The organism is Psychrobacter sp. H7-1 (assembly GCF_904846585.1).
Classification (GTDB): Bacteria; Pseudomonadota; Gammaproteobacteria; order Pseudomonadales; family Moraxellaceae; genus Psychrobacter; species Psychrobacter raelei.
Genome location: NZ_CAJHBH010000003.1, coordinates 1 through 23,171, shown reverse-complemented (window position 1 = coordinate 23,171; position 23,171 = coordinate 1). Strand labels below are relative to the sequence as shown.

Here is a 23,171-nt window from a genome sequence, read left to right as displayed (position 1 = left end):
ATTATATAAATGCTGGAGAACAGATATGGAAATTAAAGCCCCCGATCTAGGTGTGGATAGTGCCGAAGTAAGCGAGATTATGGTCTCGGTCGGTGATGTCATTACAGAAAATGATAATATTGTCTTATTAGAATCAGACAAAGCTGCGGTAGAAGTGCCCAGCTCAGCCAGTGGTACTGTGACTAAGATTGTGGTGTCACTTGGTGATACGGTTAGCGAAGGCTCAGTACTTATTGAGATTGAAGCAGACGCTGCACAGACAGACTCACAGCCTAAAGCTGAGCCAGAAGCTGAAGCTGAGCCTGAGCAAGCATCACAAGAAGCGTCACAGCCTGAAGCTCAAACTCAAACACAAGCAGCAGATAAGCCGGCTGCTGCCACTTCTCAGACCTATCCGCTACCAGACCTGGGTGTGGATGAAGCTGAGATTGCTGAGATTATGGTCAGCGTCGGTGATAGCGTAGAAGCTGAGCAGTCTTTATTATTGGTAGAATCAGACAAAGCCTCTGTTGAAGTACCATCGCCAGTATCCGGCGTTGTCGAGAAGATTTTGGTGGCCGCTGGTGATAAAGTAGCCAACGGTCAAGATTTTATTGTCATTAAGGCAGCAGGTGCGCCAGAAGCTGCTGCAAGCGCCGCGCCGGCTAAGTCAGAAAGCGAGTCGAATAAAGCGCTGCCTCAAGCACAAGATAAGCCTGAGAGCGCCAAGCAAGCCGCACCAAAACCAACAGCGCAAAATCAAAGTCAGGCACCAGCGAAGCTTAGTGAGCAGCAAGTCAATGCCAAGCTTACCGATGTCTATGCAGGACCTGCGGTGCGTAAGCTTGCGCGTCAGCTAGGCGTAGATATCACTCAAGTAGAGGGCACAGCGCTTAATGCACGCATCTTAAAAGAAGATGTGTTTGATTACGTAAAAGCCCATATGCAAACGGGCTCTGCCGCTGCATCTACTGGTGCTGTAGTCAGCTCAGGTCTGCCAAGTTTACCAGACATGAGTAAGACAGATATCTGGGGTGAGATTGAGACCCAAGACTTAAGTCGCCTGCAAAAAGTGTCTATTCCGCAGCTAAATTACAACACTTATTTGCCGCAGGTGACTCAGTTTGACTTATCTGATATTACTGAGACTGAGAAACTGCGTGGTGAGTTAAAAGGTGAATTTAAGGCGCAAGGCATTGGCTTAACAATCCTAGCTTTCATCGTCAAAGCCACCGCCTACGCATTGATGCAGCATCCTAAGTTCAACAGTCACCTAAGTGATGATAATACTCAAATTCATATTAGAAAAACGGTGAATATGGGTATTGCGGTTGCGACAGATGATGGTTTGATTGTGCCGGTCATTAAAGACGCTCAAGACAAAGGCATTAAACAGATCGCCATCGAAATTGGTGAGCTGGCTGCCAAAGCGCGTGATAAGAAGTTGGGTGCCAAAGACTTACAAGGCGCAAGCTTTACCATCTCAAGTCAAGGTAACCTAGGCGGTACTTACTTTACGCCGCTGGTCAACTGGCCACAAGTGGGCATCTTAGGGGTTTCTGAAGCGACCATGCAGCCTCGCTGGAATGAGAAAACACAAAACTTTGAGCCACGCTTAATGCTGCCGCTGTCTTTGTCGTATGATCACCGCGTTATTAATGGTGCAGATGCCGCTGTATTTACCCGCTACATTGCTAAGCTGTTGGCAGACCCAAGACGTATTTTGCTATAGTCACAGCGTATTGCTAAACAATAAGTCACAACAATTGCCTTTGATGGGTTGTCCCATCAAAGGCTTTTTTTTGACTTTGGTAAAGGGTGTTAGTATATCGACAGGCGCTCCTTTATAATATCGGCTGAAGAACGCATTTTTTGTCTTGCTTTTGACCCTCACTCACTGAAGTTTGCTATGTTTACCAATCCGCTATACCTGCAGTTTAGAGAACGAGTTTATAACATTATTGAAAATGAATCCTATCAGACGTCATTGAGCCGTTTCTTTGATCGGTTCTTAATAGTGCTGATTTTACTTAACGTCTCAGCCGTTATCGCTGAGTCAGTTGATGCGTGGTATTTTCCCAATCAAGCTTTGTTTACTGCCTTTGAAAACTTTTCTTTGGTCATTTTCAGTGTAGAGTATTTAATGCGGCTTTGGGCCATTGTCGAGCGCGATAAAGATGCTGATCCTACGCTGTCTCATTGGCGCCGCCGCTGGAACTGGATAAAGAGCCCGGGCGCAATTATTGATTTTGTGTCTATTGCGCCAGCATTTTTAAATTACTTTGTCACCGTAGATTTGCGCTTCTTACGGGTATTAAGACTGTTTAGATTGCTTAAATTGACCCGTTACTTTGCGGCTATGCGCATCTTATTGATTGTGCTACACAAAGAAAAAGAATCGTTTAAAGCGGTTGTTTTTATTTTGCTGATTATGATTGTCACGGCAGCTAGTGGTATTTATGTCGTCGAAAACCAAGCACAGCCTGAAGTATTTGAGTCTATTCCCAAGTCTATGTGGTGGGCGGTAGTGACCTTAACGACAGTGGGTTATGGTGATGTTATTCCGGTGACCACAGTGGGTAAGTTTTTGGGGGCAGTGATTACCATCTTAGGGGTGGGTTTGGCCGCCTTACCCGCGGGTATTTTAGCCTCAGGCTTGGCCAGTGAGCTTGAGCAGAGACGCGATCAATTGGAACAAAGATTTCGTGAGCTGTTGTTAGAAGATGAGAGCATGAACCTAATAAAAGATAGGTTTAAAATAGACCAGACCAGGCGTGAGCTGGGACTGAGTAAAGATCAGGCTGAAGAGGTGATATTACAGCTACTGCGTGAAAAAGAATACGAGCACAAAATGGCAGAGCTTGATAAGAAAAACTACTGCCCGCATTGCGGTGAGCATTTGTAATATATCAAGACTTAGTGTCTAACCAGTATCGCAGCGACCAAAAAAAGCAGGCCTAGACATCATATCTAGGCCTGCTTTTTTGAGGGTTAATTTAACCGTAAATACGCGCTAACTCACGGCGCACTTGTTCAGTCATTTTTGGCATGGCGCACTCAGTTAGCGGTAGCTCTTGCTGGGTGTAGCGCCATTCACCCAGCTCTCGGCTCAACACTGCCACACACAAAGCAGCACTGTCACCACTAAGTAAGGTTAGGTCAGTGGTATATATCTCATTGCCCTCATCGTCACTGATGTAGATATTGCCACGCTCCACTTGATTGAGTGGATAGCCATAATAAGAAGACAACAACAGCGCCACGTGATGCACCTCATCAGGCAGGCGAGGCAGTCTTAATTCTATAGTTTCCATATCGACATTGCGGTCAAGCTCAGCGGCTGAGCCTCTGTCCTTACCATTTAGGCTATCACCTTGGTGACGTATGGCGCTGGAGTTATCGCGCAGCTGTTTGAACCAGACAGTATCGACCAAGTGCAGCCGCTCGTCGAACAATAGACAAGACAAATCCAAATCTAAGGTTTGTTTATTGCCCTTAATGCGGTTGATAAACCCTTTTTTGACCACCTGAGTGTATTTAAAGTTAAGTCCAAACAGCAAGGTTGAGCCCTTTATTGGCAGCTCACTTAGCAGGTGTGAGGGAGTGCGGCTATTGGTATCTAATGCGGCAGCTGAGCTTGAAGTACTAAAGGCCAAGTGAAACTCCTGATTGAATTAAGGCAATTAAAAAAAATTAGACCATTTAAAGGCAGTGTCATAAATAAGATTATCGCACTTTGTTGGTTTTTGCTAGCTTTTGAGTCTATCCGCTATTGAGCAGCTTCATCTTGATAAACCGCTTGAGCCAATATCTCAGGTTCAATAGCAATCAGTCGTTTGCCAAAGCCGCGCAGCCACCATACCAGCTGAGAGGTCAAGTTCACAGTGGCCGTGATGGTCTGCGTATTGCTTTGCTCATCATCGACCACTCTTTGATCTTCACTGAGGCGACTTTCAGTCAGGCTGGTGCCGGCTTTGCCATTGAAGACCAGTTTTATCTGAGTGTTTTTACCGTGATTGGGCAGCTCTCTAAATAAGTAGTGCGCAAAGCCCATACCGCCTGAGTCAAGATAGGTGGTTAGGTCAAAGTTGGCAGGAATGACGGCTTGAGTATCTTCTACCTTAACTTCAGTAAAGCGGTGTAGAGCAAAGGTGCGTATCACCTCATCAGGGTCATCGACCTTAGTGGCAAGCAGATAAATCACCACACCGCGCTGCACAATGGCAATGGGGTTGAGATGATACTCACCGGCGGTATCTTTATCACGGCGGGTATAGTGCGCGCTGATTTGACGCTCATAAAAAATGGCTTGATAAATAGAGTCTTTGGATTCGCGGCAAATCTCAGGGGCAATGAGGGGCTGAGTGGCGGGCTCAATGCGGACTCTATCTAGCCAATTGTGGGTAATCTTGCTGTCTTTAAGCTGACGGCGCGCCAAGTCAAACCAAGGGAACAGCTCATCTAATATGGCCGGTGGTAACAGCTGGGCTAAATTGGCTTCAACCATATTGAACGCCACAGCCTGCGATAAGTTCATGTGCGGTAAGCTTTGTACAGGCGCATCTTCCTTCCAGCGCCAGCCTTGGGGGTTGGCGTTGTTTTTTTCGATAGGAAAGCGTTTGGATAACGCGTTAAGATCACGCTGTACAGTGCGTAGACTGACATCGAAGTTGGCCAAGTGCAGCTGCTCATGTAAATGATGGGTGCCCCGCCAGCTCCCACGTTCTAATAGGTTCAGTAACTCCCATTGTCGGGCTGTGGTAGCGGTACTGTTATTGGCAGACTTGGCTTCTGTCGCACCGCTTTTATCATTGGAGGTGTCCTTACTTAGGCTCATATCTTATGCTCACAAAGGTCATCATCAATTATAGATTGGTTAATAAAACACATACCACCTATCAAAAAATAGCACATTTTAGCAGCAGGTAGTAGGGCTTATACTGGTTACTGGGTTTTATTGGGCTTGGTTGGTTTTTGTTCTCCAGAATTTGACTCATCTTCCATTTCCTCAGGCGGATTGAGCTGCTCTTCCCATTTTTTTAAGTTTTTAATGATTTTGCCAAATAAGCTTGATTTGTGATAACGGCCCTTTTTATTTAAAGTATCCACCGGCATGTCGGCTAAGATGGTCAGTGCATCACTCAAGCTTTTTACCCCATAGATATGAAATTTTTTGGCGTTTACGGCAGCAATGATATCATCACGTAGCATCAGCTGAGAGATATTGGCATGCGGTAGAATAACGCCTTGATTGCCGGTTAAACCTTGGTGCAGGCAGGCATCGAAGAAGCCGGCAACCTTAGCATTGATACCACCGACCGCTTGTACTCGGCCTAATTGGTTCATTGAGCCGGTGATGCCTAAAGCCTGAGAGATGGGGATGTCTGCCAGCGCAGACAGTAGTGCACAGGCTTCAGCCAAAGTGGCGCTGTCTCCATCAATATGAGCATAGCTTTGCTCAAAGGCCAGTGAAGCGGTGAAATTTAGTGGGTGATAAGGGCTAAATAGCGCGCGCAAATAGCTGTTCATAATCAGCATGCCCTTAGCATGAAGACTGCCGCCAAGCTCCACATCACGCTCAATGTCTAAAATATCGCCGGATGAGCCGACACTGTGTTGCACCACAGCAGTTAGCAGTGCAGGCATACCAAATTCGCTGTCGGCATAGTCAATAATGGTCAGCGCATTGATTTGTCCCACAGCCGTGCCTGAGGTGTTAATGAGCTGCTGGCCATCGGTAATTTCTTGCAAATACAGCTCTTTTAGATAACTTGAGCGATAGCTGATGTCTTGTAGCGCCTGCTTGACCTGAGCGGCACCCACCAAAGCTAATTGAGCAAGTTGGGCATGACGATTGGCTTCTAGCAATACTTGAATTAAGCTATCGGTGTGTAAGCTTAGCTTGTTTTGATCCTCACATTGCAAACTTAAATACTCAAGCACGACAGCTTGCGCCTTATTATCAAAATGCTTGAGCTGATATTTATTAACAATATCAGCCATTTTGCCACTCATGGCGTGCTCATTGTCGGCGGTGCGTCTGATTTCTTCATGAAAGTCCGCGCGTACCTTAAATAGTGCATTAAACTCAGTATCTTGCTCAGCATACTGATCATATAACTCTGAATCGCCCAACAAAATAACTTTGACATTCAAGGCTATGGGGTCGGGGATAAGCGACCACCCACCAATATGATCGCTTTGACGGTAATGGGCCAAATCTAAGCGGCCAGTTTGTAACGCAAGCTTAAGGGCCTGCCAGGCCTCTGGATGATTGGCCAGACTTGCCGCCTCAATAAGCAGATAGCCCCCATTTGCTCTGTGCAGCGCGCCTGGCTGAATCAAGCGATGGCTGCTCACATCGCTGCCATGATGGCGGGCTTGATCTATATATCCAAGCAAATTCGATAACTTGGGATAAGGCTCAAATACAATCGGTGCCCCATCCGGTGTGTGCTGCACTAAAGGCTTGGTCAGCGATGGCGTCGATGCTAAGCTTGGGCTGACCATAATCGTCAGGCTGTAGCGCTCCGGTAAGCGCTGTAATGGCCCTACATAAAAGCGACTGTCATGGCTGTGGGCTTGGTTGGCAATTTGACTGCAAGCGATGGCCACCGCATTTTGGATCATATCTTGCTTAACCTGAGCCACATAGCGCATAAAAGGCTCGGCAAGCGCTGTGTCATCAGCATACTGATCTAGCAGCGCATCAACGTGCTGTGTGAATAAAGAGGTTAATAGCTTATCTGCGCTTTGTTGCAGCGACGCGGCTAAGACACTACAATGAGCGCTTTGGGCGTTGTGTTGCGCTTGTTGCCACTGATCGGCAAGCGCTTGGCTAAGTGCCTGCCAAATGGTGAGTAACGCTTGCTCGACGACGCGTGCATGCCCAGCTTTTAGCGCCAAGGCACAAGACTTAGTAGGCTCGATAAAGTTATAAGTATAAATCCAGTCTAAAGGGTCTGTATATTTTTGACAGTTATGACCTTGGTTTATGAGATACTGAGTAATAAAGGTACGTTTACCCAGGCCATTCTCACCCACCGCAAACACATGGTAGCCATTGGCGCAGATATCAAAGGCAGTCTGTAGGGCGTGAACGGCCCGCGCTTGACCGAAGCCTAGCTCAAGCTTATTTGCTACTTGGGTAGATGTCGGTAGCTGTGAGGGGTCAGTGTGCTTTTTGAGTTTGTTAGCGGCGACTTTGCAGTGATGCTTAATCTGCGCTACTGTTCGCTCAGTTGGCTTAGATTTGTTGGTACGATTGCCTGATTTATCAAAGCGAGCAGCGCCGGAATGACAGTTTAAGCTTGATGGGCTGTTTTTTTTATCAGACATTTTTTTGGTAGTAGCACTCGGCGACTTAGGGGTAGACATAATTGGCTCAAATCAAATAGTAAAACAAAAAGTGAAATATTGCTGAGTATCTCGTAGGATAAATTGGGGATAACATCTAAAAAAATCATGAACGTGTTATAATGCCCCGCTAGGCTGTTTGGCTTTAATTAAACCCAGGGTTTGCCTGTATTATAATACAGTATGGTACTGATAAGATGATGAACACCGCTGAATTTAAAGTGATATTTAATCAATACGATGAGCTTGATACGCTGTTATTAGAGGCGATTACTCAATTAAAAATAGACATTAGCGCTGAACAACGCCGCAAATTATTGCTATATTTAGACAAGCTATTATTTTGGAATAAAGCGTATAATTTGACCGCAATCAAGCAGCCAAAAGAGGCATTGATTAAGCATGTCATTGACTGCTTAGCCATTTTACCGCATCTAAAGCCAGGTAAGCTGTTAGATATTGGTACCGGTGCCGGCTTGCCTGGCGTTATCGTGGCCATTTGTGAGCCTGAGCGACCCATTACTGTACTTGATAGCAATCAAAAAAAGATTCGCTTCATCCGTCAGTCGATAAGCGAGCTGCAAGTGACGAATGTCACACCTGTGGCCAGCCGCATTGAGAACTTTAATCCTGATGAAGGGGATAAATTTGCTGTGGTGACCTCTCGAGCCTTTGCCAGTTTGACAGATTTTGTAGAAGCAGCGGCGCCAAGATTAGCACAAGGCGGTTGGCTACAAGCCATGAAGGGCTTGATACCTGAGCCACAAGAGCTTCAGGTGCTTCAAGATCAATGGCAAATCGATAATATCGCTTTGAGTGTGCCTTATTTGCATGAGACACGGCATTTAACTGAGTTACATAAGATTGTGATCTAAGTATTGGCACCTGTATTTATAGCGCTTGCTTGCAACATCTTAAGTAAAATTTTTAATCTATCGTTTTTATCCTAACATTTAAACCAACCTGCTTTTATTGAGGTAACACGAGTAACCCTATGGAAATTCTGGCAATTGCAAACCAAAAAGGCGGGGTGGGAAAGACCACCACAGCCGTAAACCTAGCGTCAAGCTTGGCAGGCCGCCGCAAAAAAGTATTGCTTATTGATTTAGATCCGCAAGGCAATGCCACATCAGGTACTGGTCTTGAGAAGCGGGCGCTTGAGTTGACCATTGCTGATGTGCTGCTTGATGGGGTTGAGTTAACTGAGGCGGTATACCCAAGCCCTGCCGGCTTTGATGTGGTTGGCTCAAACCGTGATCTGTCAGGTATTGATATCACTTTGATGGGCAAAAGCGACAGTCACTTACTGCTCAGTCAAGCCATGACATCGCTACGAGGCTACGATTATGTGATTATTGACTGTGCGCCAAGTTTAAACTTGCTCACCATTAATGCCATGGTAGCCACTCAAGGGGTCATCATTCCTATGCAGTGTGAGTACTATGCACTAGAGGGCTTGGCTGACTTGTCACAGACCATCGATAGACTCAAAGAGCTTAATCCGCAGCTGCATATCCGTGGCGTGCTGAGAACCTTATTTGATTCACGTAATACCTTGGCCAATGATGTATCGGCTGAGCTTGAAGCACATTTTGGCGATTTAATGTTCAAAACCATTATTCCAAGAAACGTACGTTTGGCCGAAGCGCCGGCTCATGGTATGCCAGTACTAGATTATGAAAAAAGCTCAAAAGGGGCACAGGCTTATCGCAAGCTTGCCACAGAAGTTATTAAGCAATCGCGTCAATTGCAAATAACGCCTGAGTAGTTTTTATACGCCAGTATTTGGTACAGGTGGGTAAAATAAATGGGGCAAACACGGCAATAAGTGAGGATTGCCCTTGCAAGCTGCGTACAATTCATTAAAATGAACCCCCCTTAAGTGACGGGGTTTAATATCATTAATCATCTCAGATTTTTGGTTATTTGTGATAAAACGGCTTAAATGATACAGCAGCCAACAAATAACTTCATAGATCAGGTAAGCAGGTAGTAGAGGATAACCAACATGGCAAAAAAGCGTGGATTAGCTGCAAACCGAGGGTTAGATGCTCTACTCGGGTCTATTAAAAAAGAAAAAGCAATCACAGCTGCCGCCTTACGTGACGATAGACAAGTTGAGCGCGAGGCCAAAGAAGCCTTAGCTCAGACAGCCCCTTCTGCTGAAAAATCAGTGGCAAGCTTAGGGGCTGATGGTGCCAAAAAAGCGGCACTAAAAAAGAAAATAGCGGGGCCAAAAGCTGCGGCGGTTAGCCCAAAATCTGAGGTGCTGCCCAGTGATGCCGAAGAAGAGATGACTTTGGTGCAGATGGCGGTGGAGCGTCTACAGGCTGGTAAATATCAGCCCAGACGTGATATGAGCGAGACAGCGCTTAGCGAGCTGGCATCTTCTATCAAACAGCATGGCGTGATGCAGCCAATCGTCATTCGCCCGCTTTTGGCCACAGAAGAGAAAGTCTCAGACAGTATCACCCATGAGATCATCGCTGGTGAGCGCCGCTGGCGGGCCGCAAAAATGGCAGGACAGCCGACCATCCCTGCTATTGAACGCGCCTTGTCTGATGAGCTGGCCATTGCGCTGGCGCTTATCGAAAATATTCAACGTGAAGACTTGTCTGTGATAGAGCAGGCTGCTGCTTTACAGCGCTTTCATACCGAGTTTGGTATGAGCCATGCCATGATTGCTGACGTGGTTGGAAAGGCGAGAACCACGGTATCAAACTTGCTGCGTCTTAATCACTTGCATGAAGAGGTCAAAACGCATTTAAGCGAAGGCCACTTAGATATGGGGCATGCGCGCGCACTTTTATCACTGTCCTCTGAGCAGCAGCCGATCATCGCTGAGAGGATCATAGAGTCTTCTATGACTGTCCGTGATGCAGAAAAACTTGTAAAGTCTATTTTAAACCCTGAAAAAAGCAGTAAGCCTGCCACACTTGAAGCAGATGCAGAAGTGGAAAAGCTCAGTCAGCAGTTATCAGATTATCTGGGGGCTACCGTAAAATTAAAGCAGAAAAAAGGTGGCAAGGGCAGTATGGAGATATTCTTCCAAAGTCACGAAGAGCTTGAGTCACTGCTACAGCACTTTAAGACATAGTCCAAAAGCTTGAAGGACAGCTTTACTGTTATTATTCAAGCCAGTCAAAGGCGAGCCATATAATATAGTTAGCTTAAAGCTGTCAGCAGTTTTGCTAGCGCTTTAAATTATAATTGATAATAAGGCATATGATGACTAATCCATCGGCTAATCAGGCGTCGTCAACTTCTTCTGGCCAGAGTCACCCGCCAAAGCCTGTCTCTGGCAACCCAGAAACAAAAACCCGTACTCAAACTTATTTGCGTTTAATGCAATATATCAAGCCTTATTGGTGGGCGATTGCCTTAACCATAGTAGGCTTTGCAATCAACTCCGCCACTGAGGTGGGTATTGCTAAGTTAATTCAGTACATCACAGATGCCATTAACCACGGCAATCAGTCGCAGCGCAACTTGTTTCCCTTTTTGATCGTGTTGCTATTTTTTGTGCGGGGATTAGGCTCTTTTTTGGGCAACTATTTCTCAGCTTTAATCTCACGAAACCTCGTCTATAAACTGCGTGTTGAAGTGTTCGATAAGCTGCTGCGGCTACCAAACGCTTTCTTTTTAGCCAATCCCTCAGGCACCATCTCCTCCAAGCTTATCTTTGATGTCGAGCAGGTGACATCTGCCAGTACCGACTCGTTAAAGACCATGCTGCGTGATGGCTTAACGGTGGTCTCTTTATTGGGTTATTTGTTGTACTCCAACTGGCGATTAAGCTTAATCTTATTTGTGGTGCTACCACCGATTTTGTTATTGGTACAAAAGGCGTCTAAGCGCTATCTTAAGCTGTCAAAAGGTATTCAGCAGACCATGGGGGATGTCAGCCACATTACCAATGAGGTTATCACAGGCTATCAGGTGGTCAAAAACTATGGCGGTCAAAGCTATGAGCAAGGCCGCTTTGAAAGAGCCTCGCTAAAAAACCTAAAGCAGGGCATGAAAATTGTGGTGACCAATAGCATTAATACCCCTGCAGTACAGCTGTTAATGGCCTCTGCGTTGGCCGTTGTGATTTGGCTGGCGCTGCGTCCTGATGTGATCTCCAATACCACGGCAGGTGAGTTTATTGCCTATTTGACCGCCGCCGGTCTACTTAGTAAGCCAGTACGTAATCTGACGGATGTCAATGAAAAACTACAGCGTGGTATTGCCGCTGGTGAATCTATCTTTGCGCTTTTAGATGAGCCTGAAGAGCAGGATACAGGAGAGCATTTAGATAAGGCCAAAGGCGAGATTCGCTTTGAGCATGTCTCTATGCAGTATCCTGATGGTACCCAGGCTTTACGAGACTTTAATCTGACAGTTAACGCTGGTGAGACAGTCGCCTTCGTCGGCAAAAGTGGCGCCGGTAAAACCACCTTGGTCAACTTATTAACACGTACTTTAGACCCCACTGAAGGCACCATCTATTTAGACGGTCTACCTCTAAATCAGATTTCACTAACGGCGCTACGGGCTCAGGTGGGTATGGTCAATCAACAAGTGGTCCTATTTAATGATACAGTGCGCCATAACATTGCTTATGGCGACTTATCTACCAAGACTGATGAGCAAGTGGTGACGGCAGCCAAAGCTGCTTTTGCGCATGACTTTATCATGGCATTGCCGCAAGGCTATGACAGTAATATTGGTGCCGAAGGCCTACAGCTATCTGGTGGTCAGCGTCAGCGTTTATCGATTGCACGCGCCTTACTAAAAGATGCACCGGTACTGATATTAGATGAGGCCACCAGTGCTTTGGACAACGAGTCTGAGTACTATATTCAGCAGGCATTGGATAACGTGATGCAAGACAGAACCACCTTGGTTATTGCGCACCGTTTAACCACCATTGAGTCCGCTGACAAAATTGTAGTGATGGAAGGTGGGCGCATTATTGAATCAGGCACACATGAGTCTTTGATGGCCTTGTCGGGGCACTATGCGCACATGTATGATAGAGATTTTGCAGAGAGTGAGTTTAATAAAAACCACTGAGGTTATAAATACAGTGATAACCTAACATATGGATTAACATCTAAAATAGCCTAAGCAGTAAAATACACACTTCGTAAGCTACCCTGTTTAAAATGGGCCGTGTTACGAAGCGTATGTCTTGTTAATACTCGCTTAGGCATCTTCTCTTTTCTACTTTTGTAGCCTTCATTATGACCACACTGCCATCAAAAAATAATGCCAACCAAACGACGCATGCAGCTAAGGCGCAAGCTGAGAGTCGCGCAGAGAACAGCGCTTCAAATCTTGAGCTTGGGCTGGTTAATGCATGGCAAAAGCAGGCTTGGTGGCTGTGGTTATTATGGCCGTTCAGTGGTCTATATGGGGCAGTAACTTATCTTAGACGTAAGCTGTATAAAACAGGGGTATTGTCCTCTTATAAAGCGCCTGTCCCAGTGTTGGTGGTGGGAAACATCACAGTGGGCGGTAGTGGTAAAACGCCATTGATCATCGCACTGGTCAATTATCTACAACAGCAAGGTATCATTGTTGCAGTGATAAGCCGTGGCTATGGTGGAGATGAGTCAGCGATGCCGCAGGTCGTCACCGTAGACAGTAAGCCTAGTGAGGTGGGCGATGAGCCCTGCTTAATTGTACGTGAGACTCAAGCAGTGGTTGCGGTATGCCCCAATCGTCAGCAGGCCATTGCCAGTATCATGCAATATCAGCCTGCCACCGAGCTTATCATCGCTGATGATGGCTTACAGCACTATAAGCTGCAGCGTGATCTTGAGTGGATTGTGGTAGATTGTGCACGTGGCTTTGGTAATAAACAGCTGTTGCCCACTGGGTTTTTGCGTGAGCCGATTCGCCGACTCAGACAAGGTACGGTGATTTATCATCAGTCGCCCACTAAGTTTAACGCCGATAGCGCACCCTCAGCGGAGCCCAAGCTCACCATGCATTTGCAGCCGGGTAAGCTTACCCCATTATTAGCCCATCAAGTGGCTATCAATCCTGCCACTGTTAATCAAGTATATGCTGTGAGCGGGATTGGTTATCCACAGCGGTTTTTTAATACCCTAAGCGCACTAGGCTATGAGGTGATTGAAAAACCCATGCCCGACCATCATCAGTTTACTGCTCAAGATTTGGCCAGTTTGACTGAGTATCCGGTAGTTATTACTTCAAAAGATGCGGTAAAAATTGCGCCTTTGGTAGCCTCTAGCCCTGAGTTGCAGCAGTTGTCTATCTGGGTGTTACCGGTACAAGCGGTCTTATCCCAGCCTTGTTATCGCACTTTAATGAGTCAGCTGGCCTCGCTGGGTGTTAACAGGTAGACTGCGGGCCTAAGTATATTCAGCTGATATGATTTTATGGATAATTGAAGCCAATAATGTGCAGTGCGGTATGTTTAGCGGTCACTGCTTGCACTAAATAATCTGCTTGCATTAAATAATAAAGAGAGCGTTTATGACCTTAGTATCTGACTTAGCCCTCCCAAAGCCAAAAGTACATATTGTAATTCCAGCCCGCTTTAAGAGCACCCGTTTGCCCGGTAAGCCGCTATTAGAGATTCATGGTAAACCTATGATTCTTTGGGTGGCACAAAAAGCCAGTCAAGCTACCTTTGCGGATGACTTGTGTATTGCCACTGATGATGAGCGCATTGCAGCAGTATGCCAGCAAGCTGGTTATGAGGTAGTAATGACCGATGCCCATCATGCCTCAGGTACCGATAGACTCAGTGAGGTGGCACAAAAAAAAGGCTGGGACGCAGAGGATATCGTGGTCAATATGCAAGGTGATGAGCCTTTGGTGCCACCACAGCTATTAGAGCAGGTCAAAGACTTGTTAGTAAATAAACCCGATTGCGTGATGGCCACCTTATATGAGCTTATCTTAGATTACCAAGAATTCATGCGTCCTTCGGTCGTCAAAGTGGTGACTGATAACTTAAAGCATGCCCTATACTTTAGTCGTGCGCCTATCCCTTGTGATAGAGATCATGCGATGGCGATGGTGCAGCAGCCTGAGGGATCGCATCAGCCACCGCTGACAGTGCCTAAGCAGGCTTACCGTCATCTAGGTATCTATGCGTATCGTGTAAAACTACTGCAAGACTTTGTGCGTTGGTCGCCGGGCATCTTGGAGAATTTAGAGAGCTTAGAGCAACTGCGGGTGCTTGAAAATGGAGGCAAAATTGCCATCGAAGCTGCCTCGGTTCAGCTGCCGCCAGGAGTAGATCTGCAAGAGGATTTAGACCGTCTTAACGCATTACCGATTAGCGAGCTACAGTAAGCAGAGGGTTAGATAGGTTTGAGTCTATATTTATCATATTCCACCCATTCTTTATTAGGAAATCTATAAATCATGAGCACTGAGCAGCCGGTCTATTTTGCCCCAGTATTACCTTGGCAGCAAACTGCTTGGGACAACTTGATAGCACGCTATGAGCGTCTACCGCATGGCTTGTTATTTGCTGGGATGCAGGGGATTGGTAAACGTGCTTTTGTATGGCGCTTTGTGGCTTGGCTACTTTGTGATAATCGTGAGCAGCCAAGCTCGCAGCAAGGCGCATGTGGTCAGTGTCAAAGCTGTCAATGGCTCGCCTCTGGGACGCATCCTGATTTGCAGGTGTTGCCCATCAGCAGTTTGCCAAGTTTAGAGGTGGAGGCCGCAACTGCAACCAAAGGCGGTAAATCCAATACCAAAAAAGCGTCTGAGAATGAGGCGGCTAAAGCTTTGGTAAAGCCGTCTATAAAGATTGATGACATTCGAGAGCTGCAGCCTTTTATTAGCCAGGGCAGTAGTGGACGCCGGGCTTGCGTTATTGATTATGCCGATAAGATGACAGTGGCTGCAGCCAATGCGCTGCTTAAAACCTTAGAGGAGCCGCGTGAGGGCATTCATTTGCTGCTGATTAGCGATATGCCTACCAAATTATTGCCCACCATCAGAAGCCGGGTGCAGCAAGTGGCGATGGATCCTATGGCGCATGAACAGGTTGTTGCTTATTTAGAGAATCATGTCTCACAACACACTCAAAACCCCGCTCAATCGGATAATGCGGCGCCTTTATCTGAGCAAGTGGCCCAAGCATTGAAGCTGTCTAATGGCGCGCCGCTGGCTGCCTTAGAGATGCTAAGCAGTGCTTGGTACCAGCAGCGTGGTACTTGGGTTAAGGTTTGGCTGGCACTCAGAGCCGGCAAGCGCAGCGCCATAGCGGCCAGTGATTATTGGCAAAAGCAGCTGTCTTTGGATGACTTTATTAAACTATCAGAATTTATGCTGATGGATTTTAGCCGTCAATGCTTAGGGATGCCCACCTTGCAGCAAGATTTGGCATTGGCGCAATATCAATCTATTACTGAGCTTAAGCTTGAGTCCATCCAAGCGTTAATGACTGTGATTGAGGATGTGAAAATAGCGTGTCAGCAAAACGTCAACGATAAAATGGCTTATGATCAATTATTGGCAGCGTTAGCCTTGTTATAACCGCATAAAAAAAGAGCCTCGATTCATCACCGAGGCTCTTTTTTTTAGCTGTGCTTAACTTATTTTATCTTTATTAAAATAGCTAAGGTTCATTAAAATAGCTAAGGGCTTATTTTTCTAAAATACAAGTGACACCTTGACCACCTGCTGCACAGATTGAAATCAGTGCACGGCCTGATCCTTTTTGATCCAGTAGCTTAGCAGCAGTGGCTAGGATACGACCACCGGTTGCTGCAAATGGATGGCCTGCAGCCAGTGATGAGCCATTAACGTTTAGTTTACTGCGGTCAATAGACCCTAGTGGGGCATCAAGACCCAAACGCTCCTTACAGAAAGTCTCATCTTCCCAGGCGGCTAGAGTCGACAGTACTTGTGAGGCGAAGGCTTCATGGATTTCATAGAAGTCAAAGTCTTGTAAAGTTAGGCCAGCACGTGCAAGCATACGAGGTACAGCGTAAGCAGGTGCCATTAACAGACCTTCTTTAGGGCCATTTTTGCCAATAAAATCAACAGCAGCAGTTTCTTGATGGACAATATAAGCCAGTGGTTTTAGGCCATGAGCTTCAGCCCACTCATCTGTACCCAGTAGGACACAAGAAGCACCATCGGTTAGAGGGGTAGAGTTGGCTGCTGTCATGGTTGGGTTAGCGTTACGTTTACCAAATACAGGTTTTAGCGTCGCTAATTTTTCTAGTGAAGAGTCTGGACGTAAGTTGTTATCACGGGTTAAGCCCTTGTATGGGGTAATTAGGTCATCAAAGAAGCCCTCTTCATAGGCACGGGCTAGGTTTTGATGGCTTTTTACTGCCAACTCATCTTGTGCTTCACGGCTGATGTTCCATTCTAAAGCGGTAATGGCCTGGTGATCACCCATAGATAGACCGGTACGTGGCTCACCATTTTGCGGCGCATCGATAAGCTCTTTTGGATTGATGCTGGTTAGGGCGCTTAGGCGCTGTTTGTTATTGCGAGCGGCGCCTAGTTTGATTAAGGCTTTGCGTAGACCATCACCCACAGCAATAGGGGCATCTGAAGTGGTGTCCACACCACCAGTAATGGCCGAATCGATAATGCCTAGAGCAATTTTATTGCTGGCAGCAAAAGTGGCTTGTAAACCAGTGCCACAGGCTTGAGAGACATCATAGGCAGGTGTTTGTGGGTCAAGAGCGGTATTAAGCGCCGACTCACGGGTTAGGTTTAAGTCACGGCTTAGTTTTAATACCGCACCGGCCACGACTTCACCAACACGCTCACCTTGTAATTCATAACGCTCAACCAGACCGTTTAAAGCGGCGCTTAACATGTCAATGTTGCTGGCGTCAGCATAGGGACCATTAGAGCGTGCAAATGGAATACGGTTACCGCCTAAAATAGCGACGCGGCGAGGAAGATTCGAGGTTTTTGAATTGTCTGACATTGAGCTTTCCTTGTTGGTTTTTGACTTATCAGCAGGTGATTGGTTAGCGGGCTTATCACCAGACTGTTTTTGGGTTTGATTGGTGTTGTCTGAAGCTTCTTGCTTGGGCGCCTCAGCAGTAGATTTGGTGGCTTGTTCTTGCGCTTGTTTAGATTCAGTTTGATTAGACTCTTTTTGAGTTTGAGCGTCGTCCGCTTTATTGTCTTTAACTTGTGTGGCTTCTTGCGCAGGCTCATCGATTTGAGACAGATTGTCTTCTTGTTGTGCTTGTGCTTTGGCTTCGGCAATAATCTTTTGTTTGGCAGCGCGATCTTCGCTGATGACGGTATCTGCCTCAGTTTTTGAGGTGGAGACGACTTCTTGCTGTAATTTTGAGAAGTCTGATGTGGTGTTTGAGTCTTTGGTCGGGGCGGCATTGTTAGTATCGTTTAGTAATGACTCACCCGCTTTGTTCACCACAGTGGAGGTCACCGCAGAGGATTTGTCAGCAGATTTATTTGATTGATTAGAATTACTCATTTAACGTCCTTATATTCCAAAAGTTTTATTTACCAAAAGTTTTATTTAAAAGCCACCCAATGAGAGTCAAAGACGGTCATTTGCAGGGCCTGTTTGCTTTAGGTGCTTGCTATAATCGTATATAATCCCAGTTCATTGTTATTCAAATTGTTGTTTAGATTACAGCAATATACTTGTTAGGTAAGTAGAGATAATTTTAACATTGTTACTAAAGCATTGTATGGCGTGTTGGTCTATAATAATATAATGTTATCGTTGTTAAGTGCACTCATAACATTAGGTTTTATTTTATCACATCATTAATAATAGGCAATCTTATATCGTTTCTGTTAGTGGGCAACTCGTTACCAGTGTGAAGCGAATGTTGCTAAGATAAAACTTAGATACCCTGCATTTACATGAGGGCCGTATCTCTTTGAGATTAAGGGTTGCACTGATAATCAGCGGTAGTAGTTAGTAAGTTTTAAGGCGTCGTGAGGTGGGTGAGCTGTGCACGATTTGGTAGTAAATATGAACTGATCAGTCGCAGTTTTCTGTGTAATAACCCTTATTAAATCTGAAAATATCACTCATTATCATGACCCTGAATTGCTAAAGCATTCTATTGTTTCATCCACCATATTATAAATTAGGAGATATTATGTCAGATCGCTATGGAGAGTTTGTACAGTCACCGCTAGGAAAAAAAGTGGCTAAAAATTTAGGACTGCCTTTACCGACTAAACTAGATCGTTTTGAGCCGGGTGAAAAAGTCGTCCGTGGTAGCGTATTATTTGGCTCAGCCTCAGGAGACGATAGCCGTCTAAGTGATGCCATCGCCCAAGTGTTAAGTTCACTACATGCTGAGGTATACGTTGCTGGCGATGATGCACACAAAGACGTTTTGTCAGGTGCAGGCGTAGAAGCCAAAGACAGCGAAGGGCACACTGAAAAATATAAAGTATTGGTTTTTGATGCCAGTAACATTGCTCATGCCCCTGACTTAAAAGAGATGTATGACTTTTTCCATCCTGTGGCACGTCAAGTTGAAAAATCAGGCCGTGTGATCATTATTGGTCGTCCACCAGAAGAGTGCGACCGTATTGGCAAAACATTATCACAGCGCGCCCTAGAAGGCTTTGTAAAATCTGTCGGTAAAGAGTTCAAAAACGGTATTACCGCGCAGCTTATTTATGTGAGTGAAGGTGAAGAGGCGAATTTAGACTCAACGCTACGCTTCTTTATGTCGGCACGCTCTGCTTATGTTTCAGGTCAAGTAGTTCGTGTGGGTGCAGGCAGTGTGGTCGATGTAGATTGGTCTAAGCCACTGGCTGGCAAGACGGTACTTGTGACCGGCGCAAGCCGTGGTATTGGTGAGTCTATGTCACGCGTATTGGCGCGTGATGGCGCACATGTTATTTGCTTAGATGTGCCGCAGCAGCAAGCCGATTTACAAAAAGTGGCTGGCGAAATTGGTGGCTCAACCCTCGCTCTAGATATCACAGCTGATGATGCTGGCGAGAAGATTGCAGAAGCTGCAGCCAAACGTAATGGTCTAGATGCCATTATTCATAACGCAGGGATAACCCGTGATAAGACACTGGCTAAGATGGATGACAAGCAGTGGGATATGGTTATCAACATCAATTTGCAAAGTATCGCCATGATTAACGATTACCTATTTGATAATGATGTATTGAATGAAAATGCACGTATCGTCTGTGTATCATCAATCTCAGGTATCGCCGGTAACCTAGGTCAAACTAACTATGCTACCTCGAAAGCGGGCGTCATCGGCTTGGTTCAAGCCACCGCTAAGAAGCTAAAAGCTGAAGGTAGAGGCATCACTATTAATGCAGTCGCACCTGGCTTTATCGAAACCCAAATGACAGCCGCCATTCCCTTGACTATCCGTGAAGCGGGCCGTCGTATGAACTCTATGAGTCAAGGTGGTCTACCCATTGATGTGGCAGAAACCACTGCTTGGTTGGCAGCACCTGCTTCAGGCGGCGTAAATGGCAACATCGTACGTGTCTGTGGTCAAAGTCTATTGGGCGCTTAATTGCCTATAAATTTTATTGCTATTTGACATGAACCCAGTCATGCTAGGTGCTAAGCCGTAACTAAATAGCAGTAATTTACCCAAACCTGCCGCTGTATTGTAAAATAGCCATCGAAGTGATGGCTATTTTACAAAGTTGAGATGACATTTTAACAAGGATTTTATATGACAGCCCGTGAATTCAAGAGCTTGCCTGAAGCCAGTAAAACCTATACCAAAATACTAAAATCATTATTACCGGTCATAGGAAAGAGCCATAAGGAAGAACAACAAGCTCTACCAGAAGCCAGCTACAAGGTCGGTGAGTTAATCATTGATCAGTCAAATCTACAAGATTACCGCCGCATTTGTGGCTTTGCCGACAATGGTCAAGTACCGCCCACTTACTTTGCGGTTTTATCTCAAACCTTGCAGATGAACATGATGGTTGATGAAGCCTTCCCATTTGCTATGCTAGGGCTAGTACACGTCACCAACTCAGTGACTCAATATCGCCGCATTGCTGATACCGAAGTGGTCACTATGGAAGTGAGCTTTGCCAATTTACGTGATCATGACAAAGGCAAGCAGTTTGACTTTGTTACCCAAGTTCACAGCGCAGATGAGCTGGTTTGGGAAGGCACCTCTACTTATCTATCCCGCCAAAAGACCAAGGGCGGTAGTCCGACCAAAAAACCAAAGGTCGTGAGCGAAACGCTTGAGGCTCAGCAAAATGATATTCACAGTATCTTTGCCGTGCCAGAAGATATTGGTCGTCGTTATGCTATGGTTTCAGGGGATTTTAACTTAATTCATTTGCATGCTGTGACCGCGAAAGCTTTTGGCTTTCCGAAAGCCATTGCACATGGGATGTGGTCAAAAGCTAAATGCTTAAGCTTTATGGATCTGCCAGAAGCTTATCGCGTGGATGTTACCTTTAAGCTGCCTATCTTCTTGCCATCAGAAGTTGAGCTTATTGGCGACAATGCAGACAACCTAAAAGACTCAGAGCAGGTTGTATTTAATCTATACAATGCTAAAAATAAAAGACCCCATTTAACCGGTGTTATCAAGAAACTGTAAGATGACAGGTACGCTGATGTTTATACCAGACGTTTTATTGGTAATAAGGGCACAGCGGCTGGTATAAAAGAAGCTGTTTAGTCAGCTAGGGAGGGACTCCTTAGCTGAATTTGTTGTGTTTTTAAGGATTTAATATGTCAAAAGATGAGGCAACGTCCGAAAATTTATCTGCTGATACTAAGGATGAAGGTGTCAGTGAGTCTGCTGAGATATCACTTGAAGCTGCTTTAGCCCCAGTATTAGAAAATGCCAAATTCCCCAATGCTCAGACTGTGGTATCAGGCAAGCTGTCTGCTGAACAGGTAGTAAAAGCGGCTGAAGCGGGTATTGAGCATATCATAAACCTACAACCTGAGTCTGAGCTAAGCTTTGATGAGCGAGCGGCGGTAGAGGCTCAGGGCATCAGCTATACTCACTTGCCCATTGCTGGCGCAGAGGACTTAAAACAAGTCAATTTATTAGAATTCGATAAAGCCCTGCGCACCCATCATGGCAAAAAAACCTTAATACACTGCGGCTCAGGCAATCGTGTCGGGGCTTGTATGGCGCTGCGAGCGGGCTGGTTAAGAGGTCGCAAGATGGACACTGCCATGCAGCAAGGCAAAGAACATGGGCTAACGGGGCTAGAAGAAGAGGTGCGTATGCGCTTATTGGTACCTCGCTGATTGATTAAGAGCGCTAATAAGCTTAATGCTTTTACCTTTACCACGTTATTTGCCGATACATTGAGTGACTTTATGGATAACTTGCAAAACCAACTGACCCAAATCATGACCCAGCTACAGCTTGAAGATGCCCCTGTTGGCGGCGCTGTGGTGGTCTATCATAAAGGGCAGCTTGTGGCCCAGGCTTCTGTGGGACAAGCGACCCCGCGTTTAAGCTGGAACAAAGACAGATTGGGGCTGAATTTTTCGACTGGGAAAGGCGTATTGGTAACTTTAGTCCATATCTTAGTCTCTAATAAGATTTTGGCTTATGATCAGCCCATTAGCCAGTACTGGCCTGAATTTGCCGCCAATGGCAAGCAACAAATTACCTTGAGACAAGTGCTGACTCACCGCTCAGGACTGTTTAATATTCAAGCCATCACTGACTTTGCCCCAGAGCTAACAGATTGGCAACTGATGCTGCAGCGTGTTGAGCAGATGCCGCCCCAAGCCACCTTTAATGAGCAGGCCGAAAGTGCCTATAGTGCTTTAGTCTCGGGATGGGTGATTGGGGGCCTAATCGAGAAAGCCACTAACTTGTCTCTAAATGAAGCCTTACAGCAGTATTTGACTGAGCCTTTAGGTATTAGTGACAGTATGTATTTTGGGGTGCCGGCCGATAAGATTGGTGAGGTGGGCACGGTGGTTAGCAACTTTGACGACTTTGATACGGTGATGGGCTTAGTAGAAGCTGACGCTATCAATGAAGATGAGGCTGACAAAGCTGTCAAAAAAAGAAGTGCTAAACCCAAGCTGCGCTCTGATTCAGAGGCCACCTTGGCCGCTTATCAAAGCTTGCCAAGCTACAGCTGCTGGCAGCAGCTACTGGGTCAAAAGCAGTCTGATGCACCGCTTAAAACCTTGCAGATTGCCAATTTATACTTTGATATGAGTGGCGTTAAGATGCAAGACTTCAAGTATGCGTTGGTGCCGGCCGGCCGCTCTGAATTTAATTATCATACCCCTGAATCTTTGATGGCAAAAATACCGGCGGCCAATAATGTGGCTTCAGCCGACGCCTTGGCTAAGATGTACGCCATGCTTGCCAATAAAGGGATTTGGCAAGGCAAACGGTTGATTGATGAGTCGGTGTTTGATGAGTTATCGAGTGTTCATGTGGCAGGCAGTGATGCGATTATGCCGGCCACTCATCCTCAAAGCATGCATTGGCGCCTAGGGTATCACCGTATATTTAGCCGCTGTCAGCCTGCTGAGAATCTGCAGTATGCTTTCGGTCATATGGGTTACAACGGCTCTATGGCTTGGTGTGATACCCAAAAACAGCTGGCGGTGGCCTATGTGCACAATTATGACGTTACTATGACCACTGACATTCGTCAGTTCGCTTTAATTGAGGCTATTTTGGCGCACTTTAGCAAGTCAATTGATTAAGCGTAGATTCGTAAATTAAACCTGAAAATAATACCAAACCCAAAATATATAGTATAGTCTACTGATGACCATACCAATACATAACCTAGAAGACCATGACTTTGGCAAACACTCAAAGACTGAGCGCAATCCCAGAGCCCGACTACGCCTGCTCATCTTATACCAATACAGTATGGGCAAAGCC

17 protein-coding genes are annotated in these 23,171 nt (G+C 45.9%); 13 read left to right on the top strand and 4 right to left on the bottom strand.

Going from position 1 to position 23,171, the window contains the following annotated elements:
• Window positions 1-25: 25 nt before the first annotated feature.
• Window positions 26-1,711: a 2-oxo acid dehydrogenase subunit E2 gene (locus JMX92_RS01550; protein ID WP_201543516.1), complete on the top strand. Its 1,686-nt coding sequence runs from the start codon at window positions 26-28 to the stop codon at window positions 1,709-1,711.
• Between the two features lie 177 nt (window positions 1,712-1,888).
• Entirely contained in the window at window positions 1,889-2,884 is a 996-nt protein-coding gene (locus tag JMX92_RS01545; protein ID WP_011960643.1) for an ion transporter, read from the top strand.
• Between the two features lie 91 nt (window positions 2,885-2,975).
• On the opposite strand, the gene JMX92_RS01540 is transcribed toward JMX92_RS01545, so the two are convergent.
• The 3 genes from JMX92_RS01540 to JMX92_RS01530 all read right to left on the bottom strand — a co-directional run bounded on the left by JMX92_RS01540 (window position 2,976) and on the right by JMX92_RS01530 (window position 7,356).
• The gene (locus tag JMX92_RS01540) at window positions 2,976-3,635 is read right to left on the bottom strand and encodes a TerD family protein (RefSeq protein ID WP_110816643.1); all 660 of its coding nucleotides are present in this window, start codon (window positions 3,633-3,635) and stop codon (window positions 2,976-2,978) included.
• Window positions 3,636-3,748: 113 nt separating this feature from the next.
• Complete coding sequence (locus tag JMX92_RS01535) at window positions 3,749-4,816, bottom strand: helix-turn-helix transcriptional regulator (protein WP_201543514.1); 1,068 nt, start codon at window positions 4,814-4,816, stop codon at window positions 3,749-3,751.
• Window positions 4,817-4,923: 107 nt separating this feature from the next.
• The gene (locus JMX92_RS01530; RefSeq protein ID WP_201543512.1) at window positions 4,924-7,356 is read right to left on the bottom strand and encodes a Lon protease family protein; all 2,433 of its coding nucleotides are present in this window, start codon (window positions 7,354-7,356) and stop codon (window positions 4,924-4,926) included.
• A 176-nt stretch (window positions 7,357-7,532) separates the two neighbouring features.
• Here JMX92_RS01530 and rsmG point away from each other — a divergent pair, with 176 nt between their 5' ends.
• The 7 genes from rsmG to JMX92_RS01495 all read left to right on the top strand — a co-directional run bounded on the left by rsmG (window position 7,533) and on the right by JMX92_RS01495 (window position 15,849).
• Window positions 7,533-8,210 (top strand): 16S rRNA (guanine(527)-N(7))-methyltransferase RsmG, encoded by a 678-nt coding sequence (gene rsmG / locus JMX92_RS01525; RefSeq protein ID WP_011960639.1) that lies wholly within the window; start codon window positions 7,533-7,535, stop codon window positions 8,208-8,210.
• Window positions 8,211-8,329: 119 nt separating this feature from the next.
• Window positions 8,330-9,103, top strand: coding sequence for a ParA family protein (locus tag JMX92_RS01520; RefSeq protein ID WP_011960638.1), 774 nt, complete (start codon window positions 8,330-8,332; stop codon window positions 9,101-9,103).
• A 240-nt stretch (window positions 9,104-9,343) separates the two neighbouring features.
• Window positions 9,344-10,432 carry a ParB/RepB/Spo0J family partition protein gene (locus tag JMX92_RS01515; protein ID WP_155587385.1) on the top strand — a complete coding sequence of 363 codons (1,089 nt, stop codon included), beginning with the start codon at window positions 9,344-9,346 and terminating at the stop codon, window positions 10,430-10,432.
• A gap of 128 nt (window positions 10,433-10,560) precedes the next feature.
• Window positions 10,561-12,393, top strand: coding sequence for a lipid A export permease/ATP-binding protein MsbA (msbA, locus tag JMX92_RS01510; protein ID WP_413786851.1), 1,833 nt, complete (start codon window positions 10,561-10,563; stop codon window positions 12,391-12,393).
• A 170-nt stretch (window positions 12,394-12,563) separates the two neighbouring features.
• Window positions 12,564-13,691, top strand: a complete 1,128-nt coding sequence (gene lpxK, locus JMX92_RS01505; RefSeq protein ID WP_201543498.1) for a tetraacyldisaccharide 4'-kinase — start codon at window positions 12,564-12,566, stop codon at window positions 13,689-13,691.
• Window positions 13,692-13,824: 133 nt separating this feature from the next.
• Window positions 13,825-14,652, top strand: a complete 828-nt coding sequence (kdsB, locus tag JMX92_RS01500) for a 3-deoxy-manno-octulosonate cytidylyltransferase (protein ID WP_201543496.1) — start codon at window positions 13,825-13,827, stop codon at window positions 14,650-14,652.
• Window positions 14,653-14,721: 69 nt separating this feature from the next.
• Window positions 14,722-15,849: a DNA polymerase III subunit delta' gene (locus JMX92_RS01495; protein ID WP_227675234.1), complete on the top strand. Its 1,128-nt coding sequence runs from the start codon at window positions 14,722-14,724 to the stop codon at window positions 15,847-15,849.
• A gap of 109 nt (window positions 15,850-15,958) precedes the next feature.
• On the opposite strand, the gene JMX92_RS01490 is transcribed toward JMX92_RS01495, so the two are convergent.
• Window positions 15,959-17,785 carry an acetyl-CoA C-acetyltransferase gene (locus tag JMX92_RS01490; RefSeq protein ID WP_227675228.1) on the bottom strand — a complete coding sequence of 609 codons (1,827 nt, stop codon included), beginning with the start codon at window positions 17,783-17,785 and terminating at the stop codon, window positions 15,959-15,961.
• 640 nt (window positions 17,786-18,425) lie between these two features.
• Between JMX92_RS01490 and JMX92_RS01485 the strand changes: the two genes are divergently transcribed.
• The 4 genes from JMX92_RS01485 to JMX92_RS01470 all read left to right on the top strand — a co-directional run bounded on the left by JMX92_RS01485 (window position 18,426) and on the right by JMX92_RS01470 (window position 22,987).
• Window positions 18,426-19,826, top strand: a complete 1,401-nt coding sequence (locus tag JMX92_RS01485) for a 3-oxoacyl-ACP reductase (RefSeq protein WP_011960630.1) — start codon at window positions 18,426-18,428, stop codon at window positions 19,824-19,826.
• 165 nt (window positions 19,827-19,991) lie between these two features.
• The gene (locus JMX92_RS01480; RefSeq protein WP_011960629.1) at window positions 19,992-20,888 is read left to right on the top strand and encodes a MaoC family dehydratase; all 897 of its coding nucleotides are present in this window, start codon (window positions 19,992-19,994) and stop codon (window positions 20,886-20,888) included.
• 134 nt (window positions 20,889-21,022) lie between these two features.
• Window positions 21,023-21,553, top strand: coding sequence for a beta-lactamase hydrolase domain-containing protein (locus tag JMX92_RS01475; RefSeq protein WP_201543492.1), 531 nt, complete (start codon window positions 21,023-21,025; stop codon window positions 21,551-21,553).
• A 72-nt stretch (window positions 21,554-21,625) separates the two neighbouring features.
• Window positions 21,626-22,987, top strand: a complete 1,362-nt coding sequence (locus JMX92_RS01470) for a serine hydrolase domain-containing protein (RefSeq protein WP_110817335.1) — start codon at window positions 21,626-21,628, stop codon at window positions 22,985-22,987.
• The last annotated feature ends 184 nt before the right edge of the window (window positions 22,988-23,171 follow it).

What these genes read in the sequence shown, in the direction of transcription:
- JMX92_RS01550 (WP_201543516.1), top strand. Translation starts at nt 26, where the DNA reads ATGGAAATTAAAGCCCCCGATCTAGGTGTGGATAGTGCCGAAGTAAGC.
- JMX92_RS01545 (WP_011960643.1), top strand. Translation starts at nt 1,889, where the DNA reads ATGTTTACCAATCCGCTATACCTGCAGTTTAGAGAACGAGTTTATAAC.
- JMX92_RS01535 (WP_201543514.1), bottom strand. Translation starts at nt 4,816, where the DNA reads ATGAGCCTAAGTAAGGACACCTCCAATGATAAAAGCGGTGCGACAGAA.
- JMX92_RS01530 (WP_201543512.1), bottom strand. Translation starts at nt 7,356, where the DNA reads ATGTCTACCCCTAAGTCGCCGAGTGCTACTACCAAAAAAATGTCTGAT.
- rsmG (WP_011960639.1), top strand. Translation starts at nt 7,533, where the DNA reads ATGATGAACACCGCTGAATTTAAAGTGATATTTAATCAATACGATGAG.
- JMX92_RS01520 (WP_011960638.1), top strand. Translation starts at nt 8,330, where the DNA reads ATGGAAATTCTGGCAATTGCAAACCAAAAAGGCGGGGTGGGAAAGACC.
- JMX92_RS01515 (WP_155587385.1), top strand. Translation starts at nt 9,344, where the DNA reads ATGGCAAAAAAGCGTGGATTAGCTGCAAACCGAGGGTTAGATGCTCTA.
- msbA (WP_413786851.1), top strand. Translation starts at nt 10,561, where the DNA reads ATGATGACTAATCCATCGGCTAATCAGGCGTCGTCAACTTCTTCTGGC.
- lpxK (WP_201543498.1), top strand. Translation starts at nt 12,564, where the DNA reads ATGACCACACTGCCATCAAAAAATAATGCCAACCAAACGACGCATGCA.
- kdsB (WP_201543496.1), top strand. Translation starts at nt 13,825, where the DNA reads ATGACCTTAGTATCTGACTTAGCCCTCCCAAAGCCAAAAGTACATATT.
- JMX92_RS01490 (WP_227675228.1), bottom strand. Translation starts at nt 17,785, where the DNA reads ATGAGTAATTCTAATCAATCAAATAAATCTGCTGACAAATCCTCTGCG.
- JMX92_RS01485 (WP_011960630.1), top strand. Translation starts at nt 18,426, where the DNA reads ATGTCAGATCGCTATGGAGAGTTTGTACAGTCACCGCTAGGAAAAAAA.
- JMX92_RS01480 (WP_011960629.1), top strand. Translation starts at nt 19,992, where the DNA reads ATGACAGCCCGTGAATTCAAGAGCTTGCCTGAAGCCAGTAAAACCTAT.
- JMX92_RS01475 (WP_201543492.1), top strand. Translation starts at nt 21,023, where the DNA reads ATGTCAAAAGATGAGGCAACGTCCGAAAATTTATCTGCTGATACTAAG.
- JMX92_RS01470 (WP_110817335.1), top strand. Translation starts at nt 21,626, where the DNA reads ATGGATAACTTGCAAAACCAACTGACCCAAATCATGACCCAGCTACAG.